The 12,774-nt window shown below is 65.7% G+C and carries 12 protein-coding genes; 2 read left to right on the top strand and 10 right to left on the bottom strand.

The genetic code is table 11. The features are described from left to right. Positions 1-396: 396 nt before the first annotated feature. The 8 genes from nth to rsxA all read right to left on the bottom strand — a co-directional run bounded on the left by nth (position 397) and on the right by rsxA (position 7,883). The gene (nth, locus tag ACMG4O_RS12600) at positions 397-1,035 is read right to left on the bottom strand and encodes an endonuclease III (RefSeq protein ID WP_370186347.1); all 639 of its coding nucleotides are present in this window, start codon (positions 1,033-1,035) and stop codon (positions 397-399) included. A gap of 100 nt (positions 1,036-1,135) precedes the next feature. Next, on the bottom strand, positions 1,136-1,663 hold the full coding sequence (locus ACMG4O_RS12595; RefSeq protein ID WP_194856971.1) for a glycine zipper 2TM domain-containing protein: 528 nt from the start codon (positions 1,661-1,663) through the stop codon (positions 1,136-1,138). 187 nt (positions 1,664-1,850) lie between these two features. Continuing rightward, complete coding sequence (locus ACMG4O_RS12590; protein ID WP_194856970.1) at positions 1,851-2,564, bottom strand: electron transport complex subunit E; 714 nt, start codon at positions 2,562-2,564, stop codon at positions 1,851-1,853. Further along, positions 2,557-3,216, bottom strand: a complete 660-nt coding sequence (rsxG, locus tag ACMG4O_RS12585; RefSeq protein ID WP_194856969.1) for an electron transport complex subunit RsxG — start codon at positions 3,214-3,216, stop codon at positions 2,557-2,559. Before rsxG ends, ACMG4O_RS12590 begins: the two co-directional genes overlap by 8 nt. After that, positions 3,213-4,232: an electron transport complex subunit RsxD gene (gene rsxD, locus ACMG4O_RS12580; protein WP_142949111.1), complete on the bottom strand. Its 1,020-nt coding sequence runs from the start codon at positions 4,230-4,232 to the stop codon at positions 3,213-3,215. The genes rsxG and rsxD overlap by 4 nt, the downstream gene beginning before the upstream one ends. Next, positions 4,229-6,721 carry an electron transport complex subunit RsxC gene (gene rsxC, locus ACMG4O_RS12575; RefSeq protein ID WP_370202847.1) on the bottom strand — a complete coding sequence of 831 codons (2,493 nt, stop codon included), beginning with the start codon at positions 6,719-6,721 and terminating at the stop codon, positions 4,229-4,231. The genes rsxD and rsxC overlap by 4 nt, the downstream gene beginning before the upstream one ends. After that, entirely contained in the window at positions 6,718-7,302 is a 585-nt protein-coding gene (gene rsxB, locus ACMG4O_RS12570) for an electron transport complex subunit RsxB (protein WP_142949110.1), read from the bottom strand. The genes rsxC and rsxB overlap by 4 nt, the downstream gene beginning before the upstream one ends. Then, complete coding sequence (rsxA, locus tag ACMG4O_RS12565) at positions 7,299-7,883, bottom strand: electron transport complex subunit RsxA (protein ID WP_142949109.1); 585 nt, start codon at positions 7,881-7,883, stop codon at positions 7,299-7,301. The genes rsxB and rsxA overlap by 4 nt, the downstream gene beginning before the upstream one ends. 230 nt (positions 7,884-8,113) lie before the next feature. On the opposite strand from rsxA, the gene ACMG4O_RS12560 reads away from it, so the two are divergent. Then, the gene (locus ACMG4O_RS12560) at positions 8,114-8,575 is read left to right on the top strand and encodes a Spy/CpxP family protein refolding chaperone (RefSeq protein ID WP_067609970.1); all 462 of its coding nucleotides are present in this window, start codon (positions 8,114-8,116) and stop codon (positions 8,573-8,575) included. 115 nt (positions 8,576-8,690) lie between these two features. Here the strand turns inward: ACMG4O_RS12560 and ACMG4O_RS12555 are convergent, their stop codons facing one another. After that, positions 8,691-9,743, bottom strand: coding sequence for an AraC family transcriptional regulator (locus ACMG4O_RS12555; RefSeq protein WP_370202845.1), 1,053 nt, complete (start codon positions 9,741-9,743; stop codon positions 8,691-8,693). Between the two features lie 98 nt (positions 9,744-9,841). On the opposite strand from ACMG4O_RS12555, the gene ACMG4O_RS12550 reads away from it, so the two are divergent. After that, complete coding sequence (locus tag ACMG4O_RS12550) at positions 9,842-10,723, top strand: fatty acid desaturase family protein (RefSeq protein ID WP_370202844.1); 882 nt, start codon at positions 9,842-9,844, stop codon at positions 10,721-10,723. Here ACMG4O_RS12550 and metG read toward each other — a convergent pair. Beyond that, positions 10,720-12,747: a methionine--tRNA ligase gene (gene metG, locus ACMG4O_RS12545; protein WP_370202842.1), complete on the bottom strand. Its 2,028-nt coding sequence runs from the start codon at positions 12,745-12,747 to the stop codon at positions 10,720-10,722. The two genes, ACMG4O_RS12550 and metG, sit on opposite strands and share 4 nt — an antisense overlap. Between the last annotated feature and the right edge of the window lie 27 nt (positions 12,748-12,774).

The following is a 12,774-nucleotide window of genomic DNA, read 5'->3' as shown; positions in this document are numbered from 1 at the left end:
GCAAAGCTCCCGGCAGGATTCCAGAGACTTATATTGTTCCGGCGGTCGGAGCTTCGTATCCGAGACGCGGTGCAATGGTGGTGCCTTCCGGGACCGCTCAAGCCGTCCCTGGCCGCTGTTAGTTTGGCCATCCCTGGCCAAACAGCTCCCTCCAGGCACCACCATTGCCCCGCTCACTTGGCAGCGGCACCGCCACGGGTCAGAACACCGCCTGGACCTTTCTACGAAGTGTGGTTTGTGGCGGCGAATCTCCCAAGGAGCGCCGGGATCGGGTGGGCCCGTCCAGGACCGTGTTTGGCCAGGGATGGCCAAACGCCGAGCCTACAGGGATGTACTCGTGGCGTGTCCTGGACGGGCCCACCCGATCCCGGCGCGGGCTCTCTGGAGAGGTCGTACTCAGTCTGGCCGCTTGGTAACGGGGAACTCGCAGAGGTCGGCGATCAGGCACTCGCCGCACTTGGGTTTGCGCGCCACGCAGGTGTAGCGCCCGTGCAGAATCAGCCAGTGGTGGCAGTCCCGCTTGAACTCTTCCGGCACGGTCCGCATCAGCCGCTGCTCCACTTCCACCACGTTTTTTCCCGGCGCGATGCGCGTCCTGTTCGAGACCCGGAAGATGTGCGTGTCCACGGCGATGGTGGGCTCGCCGAAGGCGGTGTTCAGCACCACGTTGGCGGTTTTGCGCCCGACACCGGGCAGTGCTTCCAGGGCGGCTCTGGAGCGCGGCACTTCGCCGTCGTGCTGCTCAATCAGTTGGTCGCAAAGTTTGATGATGTTGGCGGCCTTGGAGTTAAACAGGCCGATGGTCTTGATGTAGGTTTTGAGGCCGTCCACGCCCAGGGCGCGGATGGCGTGGGGCGTGTTGGCCACCGGGAAGAGTTTTGCGGTGGCTTTGTTGACGCCCACGTCGGTGGCCTGGGCGGACAGCACCACGGCCACCAGCAGCTCGAACGGCGTGGTGAAATAGAGCTCGGTGGTGGGGTGCGGTCGCTGTTCGCGCAACCGCCGGAAGATTTCGGTGCGTTTTTCGCGATTCATGGCGTCGGGTTCGCTGGCGAAAAACGGACAGTATAACGAAGGGGGAACCGGGCGGCGACGCCACCCGGTGGGTGCTGGCGTGGTGCGCTTCCGGGGCGCCTTAGTCGGTCACCACCCGGCCGTTTTCCACCGGCAGGCGGTCGCCGGGTTCGTTTTCCATGCGCACGGTCTGGGTCTGGCCGTCGAAGCGGTAGGTGACGTTGTAGCCGACCTGTTCGCTGCGGGTTTCCATAATGGTCTGGCAACGCTCTTCGGTGGTGGTGTAGGTGTTGCCTTCCTGGATGCGTTCCTGCGCCTTGTTGCCCGCGTAACCGCCGGCCACGGCGCCTGCGGCGGTGGCCACGTCCTTGCCGCTGCCGCCACCGAACTGGTGGCCGATAACACCGCCCACCACCGCGCCGATGGCGCTGCCGGCGATCTGGTGTTTGTCCTTGACCGGTTTCTGCCGCTGCACGGTGACTTGCTCGCAACGCTGGTTGGGTTCCTGCCAGGTTTTGGTGGCGGGCTCCACTTTGACCACTTCGGCGTAAGGGCCTTCGTCGTTGAGCGCCTGATAGCCGCCGTAACCGACACCGGCGACGGCCACGGTGCCTACCACGGCGAGTGCCACGGTTGCTGCTGTTTTCATAATGGCCTCCTTTCTGATTCTTGGCATGCGCCGATCACTGGCGCGCGCTTTAACGTAGTGGGCGCTATTTTTACCCGGGAAGCCCGGTGAACGTTGTATAACGCTGTTAAATGCGCCGTGCTTTTGAACCAGATCACTGGGGCTACGACATTAGAACGGCAACCGTGTTGGCCCGATCACCCGCTTTTCAGCTCACCTTGCCGGTGGTGCGTACCCGCCGGCTGGCGGTGGGCTGGTCCGCTTGCCGGGCCTTGCGGGCGGCTTTGAGGCGCCGGTCGATAACGTTCTTGCCGGCGATGATCAGCCCCAGGCCGATAAAGGCGCCCGGTGGCAGCACCGCGAACAGGAAGCCGGGGTAGTCCGGGAACACTTCCAGGCGCCAGCCGGAGGCGACGGGGCCCAGCAATAACTGCATGTTATCGAACAGCGTGCCCTGGCCGATCAGCTCGCGCATGCCGCCGAGGATCACCAGGATCACCAGGAAGCCGGCGCCCATCATGAAGCCGTCCAGCAGCGAGGGCAGCACCGGGTTCTTGCTGGCGAAGGCGTCGGCGCGGCCCAGCACGGTGCAGTTGGTGACGATCAGGGGAATGAAAATACCCAGGATTTCGTACAGCTCGAAGGTGAAGGCGCGCATCAGCATTTCGATCACCGTCACCAGAGCGGCGATGATCATCACGAAGGCGGGCAGCCGCACCGCGTCGGTGACATAGCCGCGGATCAGCGACACGGCGCCGTTGGAGCCCATCAGCACCACCAGCGTGGCCAGCCCCAGCCCCAGGGCGTTGACCACCGTACCGGTGACCGCCAGCAGCGGGCACAGGCCGAGTATCTGCACGGTGGCCGGGTTGTTGTTCCAGAGCCCGTCGAGGGTGATTTTCCGGTAGTCGGTCTCAGCCACGGCAGGCCTCCCTCATGCTGTCTGGCGCGTCGTCGGTGGCCGGTGCCTGGAAAACCTGCTCTTTGTGATCACGGAAATAAAGCAGGGCGCGGTGCACGGCGCCGACCACGGCGCGCGGGGTGATGGTGGCGCCGGTGAAGCTGTCGAAGCTGCCGCCGTCTTTCTTCACCGCCCAGCCGGCGTCGTCCGGGTTGGTCAGGGAGCGGCCGTTGAAGGTGGTGATCCAGTCGGATTTGCGCCGTTCTATTTTGTCGCCCAGGCCCGGGGTTTCGTTGTGCGGCGGCACCGCCCGCACGCCCAGCACGCGGCCGCCGGTGTCCACGCCCACGATCAGATCAATGGCGCCGCCATAGCCGTCCGGGGCGGTGGCTTCGAGCACCACGCCGGACGGCGCGCCGTCGCGGCGGGCCCGGTAGATATGCTGCGCGCCGTTGCCGAGCAGCGGGTCACGCACTTCAATGCGGTCCGTGATCAGCACATTGTCGTGACGGTCGTCGGGCATCACCTGGGCCAGAGACGCGATCAGGGCGTTCTGGCGGTTGCACTCCACCCGCGGCAGGGTGGCCTGGTTGGTCAGCGCCAGCGCGGCGGCGGTGCCGATGGCGAACAGCCCCAGGATCACGGCGTTGCGGGTTATCGCCTGGCGGATCATGGGTTGGCCCCCTTGTTCGCCTTGCGGTGCCCGTAGGCGCGCGGCTGGGTGTAGTAATCAATAAACGGCGCCGACAGATTGAGCAGCAGCACCGCGAACGCCACCGCGTCCGGGTAGCCGCCGAAGGTGCGGATCACCCAGATCAGCAGGCCGATCAGCAGCGCGTAGATAAACCGGCCCAGGCGGCTGGTGGCGGCGCTCACCGGGTCGGTGGCGATGAAGAACGCGCCCAGCATGGCGCCGCCGGAAAACAGGTGGAACAGCGGGCCTGCAAAGCGCGCCGCGTCCACCTGGTGGGCGATCAGCGCCGGCAGCGCCAGGCCGGCCAGGAACGCCACCGGGATCTGCCAGGTGATGATACGGCGCGCCAGCAGGTAGAGGCCGCCGAGCAGGAACGCCAGATTAACGGTCTCCCAGCCGGGGCCCGCCAGCTGCCCGGCGAGAATGTCGCGGCCGGCCAGCGCCTCGGCGTCGCCGGCCCAGGTGCGGAAAGTGTCCAGCGGCGTGGCGCCGGTGAAGGCGTCCGCCGGCGCCTGGCCGAGGAACAGGGCGAGGCTGTCCGCCGGGGCGGGCGCCTCGCCGGGCGCGATCCACTGGGTCATCGCCACCGGGAAAGAGATCAGCAACAGCACATAGCCGATCATCGCCGGGTTGAACGGGTTCATGCCCAGACCGCCATAGAGCTGCTTGGCCACCACGATGGCGAAGCCGACGCCGATCAGGGTCAGCCACCAGGGCGCGGTGGGCGGCAGCGCCAGGCCCAGCAGCACGGCGGTGACCACCGCGCTCCAGTCCTTCAGATAAAACGCCACCGGCTTGCCCCGGGCGCGCAGGAACAGGGCCTCGCAGACCACCGCCACCAGCACCGCCCAGAGCACGTTGAGCAGGCTGCCCAGGCCGAACTGCCAGACCAGCGCCGCCAGGCCGGGCAGGGTGGCATAGACCACCTGGCGCATGACGGCGCCGGTGTCGGTGTGCCGGCTGGTGTGCGGGGAAGGGGCGTTGATCAGGCTCATTCTTCCACCAGCCCCTGTTCTTCCACGGCGGTTTTCAGCGCCAGGCGGGTCAGTTGCGCGTGTTCTTGCAAAGCGTCCAATTCCGAATTCAGGGTTTCCAGGGTGTCCGCGTCGGAGGTGTCGCGGCGCCGCTCCAGCTCGTCGGCCTTGTCGCGCAGGGCGCTTTCCGCCCGGGCCGCGTCCAGCTTCAGGGTTTTCAGGTCCTTGCCGGTGTGGGCGAGGATATCCGCCTTGGCCTGCTCCACCAGCGCGTCCAGGGCGTCGCGGCAGTGGTCCGCCTTGGCTTTCAGTTTCTCCACCTTGGCGTGCATGGCGGCGAGGGCCTCATCGCTCTCCTGGCCGGCGCGCTCGGCCCGTTCCACCGCGGCGTGGGCTTCCTTGTACTGTTTGTGCGCCATGTTGTAGGCGGTTTTCAGGGCTTTCAGGCGCTTCTGGCGCTTGGCGGCGGCCTGGTCATCCCCAGCGGCCTTGGGCGCGGCCCCGGCGGCGGCCGGTTTCTCCGCCGCGGTGTCCTTGTCCTGCGTCGACGGCGCCGGCGCGGCGGGGGCGGCCGCCGGCCCCTGGGCCGCCTTGGCGTCGCGCAACTCGGCCTTCAGGCGGTCCGCCTCCGCTTTCAGCTGGTCGGCCCGGGCGCGCAATTCGGCGGCGTCGTCCGCTTCCTCGGCTTCGGCGGTCTTGGCGGCTTTCACCGCCGCCTTGTAGGCGCTGGAGGCCTCGCCCACTGCTTTCTTCAGGTCCGCCAGGGCGGTGGATTCGGCGGGCGCCGCCGTCGGCGCCGGGGCCGCGGCCTTGGCGTCGCGCAGGGCCGCCTTGGCCCGGTCCGCTTCCGCCTTGAGGCTGTCCGCCCGGGCGCGCAGCTCGGCGGCGTTGTCCGCTTCCTGGGCTTCGGCGGTCTTGGCCGCTTTCACCGCCGCTTTGTAGGCGCTGGACGCCTGGCCCACTTCCTTCTTCAGCGCCGCCAGCTTTTCGTCGCCGGCGCCGCTGTCGGTCGCCGCTTCCTGCTTCTTGCGGTTGGCCTCCAGACGGGCGCGGCGGCGGGCTTCCTTCTCCGCCTGTTCCCGTTCCAGCCGGGCCTGGCGGGCCTCGAAACGCTCCCGGGCGCGGTCCGCCTTGATCTGCTCGGCGGTCTGGGTGCGGATTTCCCCCTTGGCGTAGCGGTAGTACTGCACCAGCGGAATATGGCTGGGGCACACATAGGCGCAGGCGCCGCACTCGATGCAGTCCATCAGGTTGTGGTGCTGGGCGCGCTCGAAGTCGTCGGTCTTGGCGTACCAGTAGAGCTGTTGCGGCAGCAGGTTGGCCGGGCACACCTCGGCGCAGGCGCCGCAGCGGATGCACGCCTGCTCCGGCGGCGGTTCCGGCAGCTCCTCGGCGCTGGCGGCGATCACGCAGTTGCTGGTCTTGACCACCGGCACCGACGGATCGTGCAGCGTAAAGCCCATCATCGGGCCGCCCATGACCAGACGGCCGAGCCGCTCCTTGTCGACGCCGGCGTGGTGCAGCAGGTCGGCCACCGGGGTGCCCAGCCACACTTCGTAGTTGCCGGGGCGTGCCACGGCATCGCCGGTGACGGTGGTGATGCGTGACAGCAGCGGCTCGCCGTCGTGCACCGCGCGTTTCACCGCCCAGGCGGTGCCCACGTTCTGGCACACCACGCCGCACTGGGCGGGGATGCTGCCGCTGGGCACCTCCTTGCCGGTGAGCAGCTGGATCAGCTGTTTTTCGCCGCCGGAAGGGTACTTGGTGGGCACCACGCGGATTTCCACGTCGCTGTCCGCGCAGGCGGCGCGTAGGGCGTCGATGGCTTCGGGCTTGTTGTCCTCGATGCCGATCAGGGTGTCGTGGGGATTGAGCAGGTACTGCAGAATCTGAATGCCGAGCACGATCTCGTCCGCCCGTTCGCGCATCAGGCGGTCGTCGGCGGTGATGTAGGGCTCGCACTCCACCGCGTTGATGATCAGTTGCTCCACACGCTGATGGTCGCCCAGGTTCACCTTGACGCTGGTGGGGAAGCCGGCGCCGCCCAGGCCCGCCACACCGGCGTCGCGCAGCAGGGCGATCAGTTTGCCCGGCCCCAGCCGGGTGTGGTCGGCCACCGGCCGGCGCTCCGCCCAGCGGTCCTCGCCGTCCGGCTCCAGCACGATGCAGAGCGCGTCCATGCCGGAGGGGTGCTGAATCGGGCGCGGCCCCAGGGCCACCACGGTGCCGGAGGTGGGCGCGTGCAGGGCGGCGCTGACGGCGCCGGCGGGCTCGGCCAGCATCTGTCCCTTCAATACCCGGTCGCCCACCGCCACGATGGGCCGGGCCGGGGCGCCCAGATGCATATTCAGCGGCAGCACCAGCTGCGCCGGCCTTGGCCCCGGCGCGATCGGCGCCCGGTTGGACACGGTTTTGTGTTCGGCGGGGTGCACGCCGCCGGGGAAATCATAGGTCGGCGCGCGCCGCGCACCGGGTAGCAGACGCTGGAACAGGGACAGGTTCGCTCTCACAGGTTCACCACCTCAATGCGCTGTTCCGGGCGGCGGCCGATGCCGGCGGGCCGGTCCCAGGTCCAGGTGGCCAGGGTCACCGGGCGCTCGATCATGTCGATGCAGTCCACCGGACAGGGGTCCACGCACAGGTCGCAGCCGGTGCACTCGTCGGCGATCACCGTGTGCATCTGCTTGGCGGCGCCGACGATGGCGTCCACCGGGCAGGCCTGAATGCACTTGGTGCAGCCGATGCATTCGTCCTCGCGGATGTAGGCCACGCGCTCCACGCTGGCGTCCTCGGCGCCCTCGTTATCCAGCGGCAGCACCTCGCGGCCGAGCAGGTCGGCGAGCGCTTCCACGGTGGTTTCGCCGCCGGGCGGGCAGCGGTTGTGCTCTTCGCCCTCGGCGATGGCCTCGGCGTAGGGGCGGCAGCCGGGGTGGCCGCACTGGCCGCACTGGGTTTGCGGCAGCAGGGCGTCGATCTGCTCGACGATGGGGTCGCCTTCCACTTTGAATTTCTCGGAGGCGTAGCCGAGCACGGCGCCGAACAGCGCCGCCAGCCCGAGCAGGGCGGCGATGGCGATCAGTACCGTGGTCATAACTTGATCAGCCCGGAAAAGCCCATGAACGCCAGAGACATCAGCCCGGCGGTGATCAGACCGATACTGGGGCCGCGAAAGGCCTCGGGCACATCGGCCACGGCGATCCGCTCACGCATGGCGGCGAACAGAATCAGTACCAGCGAAAAACCCAGGGCGGCACCCAGGCCGTAGGTCAGGGAACTCATAAAGGTGGCGTCGCTCTGACGCACATTGAGCAGCGCCACGCCCAGCACCGCGCAGTTGGAGGTGATCAGCGGCAGGAACACGCCCAGCACCCGGTACAGCAGCGGGCTGGCTTTCTTGACGAACATCTCGGTGAACTGCACCGCCACCGCGATCACCAGAATAAAGCTGATGGTGCGCAGGTATTCCAGCTCGAACGGCACCAGGATATAGGCCCAGGTGAGGTAGGCGAGCACCGACGACAGGGTCAGCACGAAGGTGGTCGCCAGCGACATGCCCATGGCGGTCTCCACCTTATTGGAGACGCCCATGAACGGGCACAGGCCGAGGAACTGCACCAGAACGAAGTTGTTCACCAGCACTGCGCTGATCAGGATGAGGAGGTATTCAGTCATCAATTAGGGTCGGTTCGAGCTTGGGAACGGCGAGTTTAGCAAAATTTTCCGTTTCCGAGGTGTCCCGCTGGACCCCGCGTCATGACTCGGCTGCACAGCCGTGACCCGGGGGTCGGAGGAGGCCGTCCGGTGAAGCCTGGGGAACCGGGGGTGACGTCGCGTTGCCTGATCCGGTAGCGTGACCCGTTCACGAATTGACACCATGTGCATACAACGTCTGGGAGATCTCTATGACGAGCTTAAAGCAAATGAGCCTGATGGTCCTGTTGGCCCTCGGTCTCAGTGCCACCGCCACCGCTCAGCAAGCGGCCCCCGGCCAGCAGCAGGGCGATCAGGTGGACCAGCTGGATCGAATGGTCGATCTGAACGACGACCAGAAGCAGGAACTGCGGGAAATGATCAAGGATTCCGAAGGCAAGATCACCGAGATGCGTAAGGAAGCGCAGCAGCTGCAACAGGCTCTGAGCGACCAGATCGGTCCGGACTATGACGAAGGCGAAATCCGCGATAACGCGGAAGAGCTGGGCGAGCTGACCGGCGATGTGACCGCCGAGAGCGTGCTTCTGCAGGCCCGTATCCAGGACACGCTTACCGAAGAGCAGCGTGCCACCCTGGAAAAGCGTGCTCAGCAGCAGCGTGAGCAGATGCGCAAGATGCAGGAACAGATGCGTCAGCAGCAGGGCGGTCAGTAAACCCCCTGTCCGTTCGGCGCCCCGCGCGGGCGCCACGGAACCAAAAACCGCGGCCTGTTGGTCGCGGTTTTTTTATTTCACCATGACTCCATAATATCCAGGATGTGAAACGCGCTCACGTTCCGGACAACTTGCGGTACTCCCCGGGCGCCTGCCCGAACCACCGCCGGAACGCACGGGTGAAACTGGCCGTGTCGCCGTAGCCGAGCTGCGGCGCGATCTCGTCGAGCTTCATCTGGGTGTCTTGCAGCAACTGCACGGCCAGTTGCCGGCGCTCCGTTTCGACGATGTCGCGGAAGCTGGTGCCTTCTTCTTCAAGCCTGCGCCGCAGGCTGCGCGGCGCCATGGCGATGTGCTGCGCGACTTCTTCGATTGACGCGGCCAGGTCCAGCGGCCCCAGGATGAGCTGGCGGACCTGACCGGCCACGCCGCCGACCTGGCGCCGCTTGAGCTGGGCGCGACACTGGTCCTCCAACAGGCGCACCAGGTGGGCGTCGTACATTGGCAATGGGATCTCGACATCCTCCCGCCGCAGCACAATGGCGTTGCGAGCGCTGCCATAGCGTGGCGCAATACCGCACAAGGCCTCGATGCGCGCGACGTGCGCCGGTGCCGGCGCCGGCCCTTCATACTCCAGACCACGCTCGCGAATACCGGACAGGCTGAGTTCCGTGAGTAGATTGACCGTGGTACCGGTATCACGCTCCAGCAGAAACTGGCGCAGGTGCTGCGGAATGGCGCCGGGATCGGCGCAAAAAGCGAGCTCGCGTTCGTCGATCTCCGACCAGAAGCGACAGTAAGCCGTGCTCAACGGCAGGTAGCGCAGAGATCGCTCGATCCCCTCGCGCAGCGTGCGACTGGTGCGCAGCGCGAATCCCCAGGTGCCGAACGTGGCGACGTTGTATTGCATGCCCAGTTCGAAGCCCAGCGCCGGCGCCTGCGGCAGCGCCAGGATCAGGTTCTCGATCAGGCGCATTTCCTGCTCGCGCGAGATCAGCACATCCGCGTCGCGCAGCTTTGCCTCGGTGATGTCGGTACCCAGCAGACAGGTCTCGGCGTCGACGTCGTAACGCGCCGCGAAGTTGACCATCACCTGGGCAATGGCGATCGGATGTAGAACACTCGTCTGCGCTGACATGCCCTTTACGGAGATACGCTTCTCCTCCATCTGGCCGGATATGCCCTGCCGAAGGCCGGCAATGCGCTGTTGCCCATCGCCGGCGGCCTCTAGCTTGGAGGCTCGTCAACGTGAACTCGGAGTGACCCATGGAGCAGGACCTGAGTGTGCTGAACAAGCAGGCAATTGCCATCTCGAAGAAGTATACAGGGGGACTAGCGTGGCCAACAGTTCTCCTGGTGGCGCTCGTGCTGATTGCCTTTGTCGCCAACCTCTGGCTGTTCGCGGCCGGCCAGGTTCCGCTTTGGGCAGCGGCGCTGATCTATGCCGCACTGACGTATATGTCGTACACGCCGCTGCACGAGGCCGCCCACGGCAATATCCACGGCAGCCACAAGCGGTTGCAATGGCTCAACGATCTCTGTGGTTACCTCGTCGCGCCGCTGATCATGGTTCCCTACTCCACGCATAAGGTGGAGCACTTCACCCACCATCGTTATACCAACCAGCCGGACAAGGACCCGGACTTCATCGTCAGCGGTATGCGTCACGGCTTTCTGGCCTTCATCGTCTACGGCTTCAAGTTTTTGTGGACGCAGAACACCTTCCTGTTCCGCGACCACTGGGCGACGATGCCGCGGCGCGAGCGTGCCATCTACTTCGCCGAAGTGGCGCTGGCGATCGGTTGGCGCCTGGCTTTCCTGGCGCTTTTCCCGACCGTGTCGACCCTCGTGTTACTGATCGCAGGCTTTCTGCCCGGCGGCTTATTCACCGCCTATTGGTTCGCCTACCGCCCGCACCTGCCGTACGAAGAGCCGGCGCGTTATCGAAACACCAACAGCCTGATCATGCCCGTCTGGATGAAACCCCTCGAGTGGTTCTGGCTCGGCCAGAACCTGCACTCGATCCACCACGCGTTTCCCCGCGTGCCGTTCTATCACTACCACGCGCTGTTCCGCGAAATCGAGCCGGTCATGCGCGCGCATGGCGCGCCGGTGATCGGCATCTTTAATCGCAGGCCGGCGCCTTAGCGCACCTCCATGCCGGGCTGGGCACCGTCGTCCGGGCTGAGCAGGAAGATGTCATCGCCGCCGGGGCCGGCGGCCAGCACCATGCCTTCGGAAACGCCAAACTTCATCTTGCGCGGCGCCAGGTTGGACACCAGCACCACCATGCGGCCTTCCAGGTCTTCCGGGCGGTATTTGCTTTTGATGCCGGCGAACACATTGCGCTCGCCCAGTTCGCCCACGTCCAGGGTCAGCTGCAGCAGTTTGTCGGCACCTTCCACCGGCGCCGCCTTGGCGATGCGGGCGGCGCGCAACTTGACCTTGAGGAAGTCGTCGATGGTGATGGTGTCGTCTTCCTCCTCGGGCGTGTCCTGGGCCGCCGCTTCCCCGGCGGAGGCCGCCGGGTTGGTGTCGCGGGAATCGGCCAGCATCGCTTCGATGTGCGCCATGTCCACCCGTGACAGCAGCGGCTTGAACTTGTTGATCGGGTGGTCGAGCAACAGGGTGCCGGCGTCCGCCCAGGTCAGCGGCGGGATATCCAGGAAGGCCTCGGCGCGTTCCGCCAGACCCGGCAGTACCGGTTTCAGGTACAGCACCAGCAGGCGGAATACGTTCAGCGCGGTGGTACAGATCGCCAGCACTTCCTGTTCCTTGCCGTCCTCTTTGGCCAGGCTCCAGGGCGCCTTGTCGGCGATGTAGCCGTTGGCGTGGTCCGCCAGGCTCATGATCTCGCGCATCGCCTTGCTGAATTCACGCTGTTCGTAGAAGGCGGCGATGCGGCTCGCCGCTTCCTGGGCTTCGCGGGCCAGCAGCGGGTTGTCCAGATCGTCGCCGAGCCGGCCGCCGAATTTCTTGACGAAGTTGCCGGTGCGGCTGGCGATGTTGACCACCTTGCCGACCAGATCCGTGTTCACGCGCTGGGCGAAGTCTTCCAGGTTGAGGTCGAAATCATCCACCCGGCTGTTCAGCTTGGCGGCGAAGTAGTAGCGCAGATACTCCGGATCCAGATGATCCAAGTAGGTGCGCGCCATGATGAAGGTGCCCCGGGATTTGGACATCTTGGCGCCGTTCACGGTGACGAAGCCGTGGCTGAAGATGGCGGTGGGTTTGCGCAGGCCGGCGCCGTCGAGCATGGCCGGCCAGAACAGACCGTGGAAATTGATGATGTCCTTACCAATGAAGTGGTACAGCTCGGCGTCGGAATCCGCTTTCCAGTAGTCGTCGAAGTTGATGCCTTCGCGCTCGCAAAGATTCTGGAAGCTGGCCATGTAGCCCACCGGCGCGTCCATCCACACGTAGAAATACTTACCGGGATAGCCGGGGATTTCGAAGCCGAAGTAGGGCGCTTCCCGGGAGATGTCCCAGGGCTGCAGGTCTTCCATCCACTCCTGCAGCTTGTTGGCCACGCCTTCCTGCAGCGAGCCGGAACGGGTCCATTCACGCAGCAGCGGCTCGAACTTGGGCAGGTCGAAGAACAGCTGGGTGGTTTCTTTCTCCACCGGGGTGGCGCCGCTCACCGCGGAGTAGGGGTCGATCAGCTCCGACGGCGAATAGGTGGCGCCGCAGGCCTCGCAGTTGTCGCCGTACTGGTCGGCGGTCTTGCACTTGGGGCAGGTGCCGCGCACGAACCGGTCGGCCAGGAACATGCCTTTTTCCGGGTCGTAGAGCTGGGTGATGGTCTTTTCCAGGATGTAACCGGCGTCCTTGTTGCGCTGGAAAATCATTTCCGAGAGCGCTTTGTTCTCCGGGCTGTGGGTGCTGTAGTAATTGTCGAAGCGGATCTGGAAAGCGGCGAAGTCGCGCTCGTGCTCGGCCTTCACCTGCTCGATCTGCTGCTCCGGCGTGATGCCTTTCTCTTCCGCCTTGAGCATGATGGCGGTGCCGTGGGCGTCATCGGCGCAAACGTACAGGCACTGCTCGCCGCGCAGCTTCTGAAAGCGCACCCAGATGTCGGTCTGGATGTATTCCAGAAGGTGGCCCAGATGGATCGGGCCGTTGGCGTAGGGCAGGGCGCTGGTGACCAGTATCTTGCGGGGTGCTTCGCTCATGGAGAACTTCAACGTCGGCAGAAAAAC

Source organism: Alloalcanivorax venustensis, assembly GCF_047495515.1.
Lineage (GTDB): Bacteria > Pseudomonadota > Gammaproteobacteria > Pseudomonadales > Alcanivoracaceae > Alloalcanivorax > Alloalcanivorax venustensis.
This window is presented reverse-complemented; position numbering and strand designations above follow the sequence as displayed.

What these genes read in the sequence shown, in the direction of transcription:
- nth (WP_370186347.1), bottom strand. Translation starts at nt 1,035, where the DNA reads ATGAATCGCGAAAAACGCACCGAAATCTTCCGGCGGTTGCGCGAACAG.
- ACMG4O_RS12595 (WP_194856971.1), bottom strand. Translation starts at nt 1,663, where the DNA reads ATGAAAACAGCAGCAACCGTGGCACTCGCCGTGGTAGGCACCGTGGCC.
- rsxG (WP_194856969.1), bottom strand. Translation starts at nt 3,216, where the DNA reads ATGATCCGCCAGGCGATAACCCGCAACGCCGTGATCCTGGGGCTGTTC.
- rsxD (WP_142949111.1), bottom strand. Translation starts at nt 4,232, where the DNA reads ATGAGCCTGATCAACGCCCCTTCCCCGCACACCAGCCGGCACACCGAC.
- rsxB (WP_142949110.1), bottom strand. Translation starts at nt 7,302, where the DNA reads ATGACCACGGTACTGATCGCCATCGCCGCCCTGCTCGGGCTGGCGGCG.
- rsxA (WP_142949109.1), bottom strand. Translation starts at nt 7,883, where the DNA reads ATGACTGAATACCTCCTCATCCTGATCAGCGCAGTGCTGGTGAACAAC.
- ACMG4O_RS12560 (WP_067609970.1), top strand. Translation starts at nt 8,114, where the DNA reads ATGACGAGCTTAAAGCAAATGAGCCTGATGGTCCTGTTGGCCCTCGGT.
- ACMG4O_RS12555 (WP_370202845.1), bottom strand. Translation starts at nt 9,743, where the DNA reads ATGGAGGAGAAGCGTATCTCCGTAAAGGGCATGTCAGCGCAGACGAGT.
- ACMG4O_RS12550 (WP_370202844.1), top strand. Translation starts at nt 9,842, where the DNA reads ATGGAGCAGGACCTGAGTGTGCTGAACAAGCAGGCAATTGCCATCTCG.
- metG (WP_370202842.1), bottom strand. Translation starts at nt 12,747, where the DNA reads ATGAGCGAAGCACCCCGCAAGATACTGGTCACCAGCGCCCTGCCCTAC.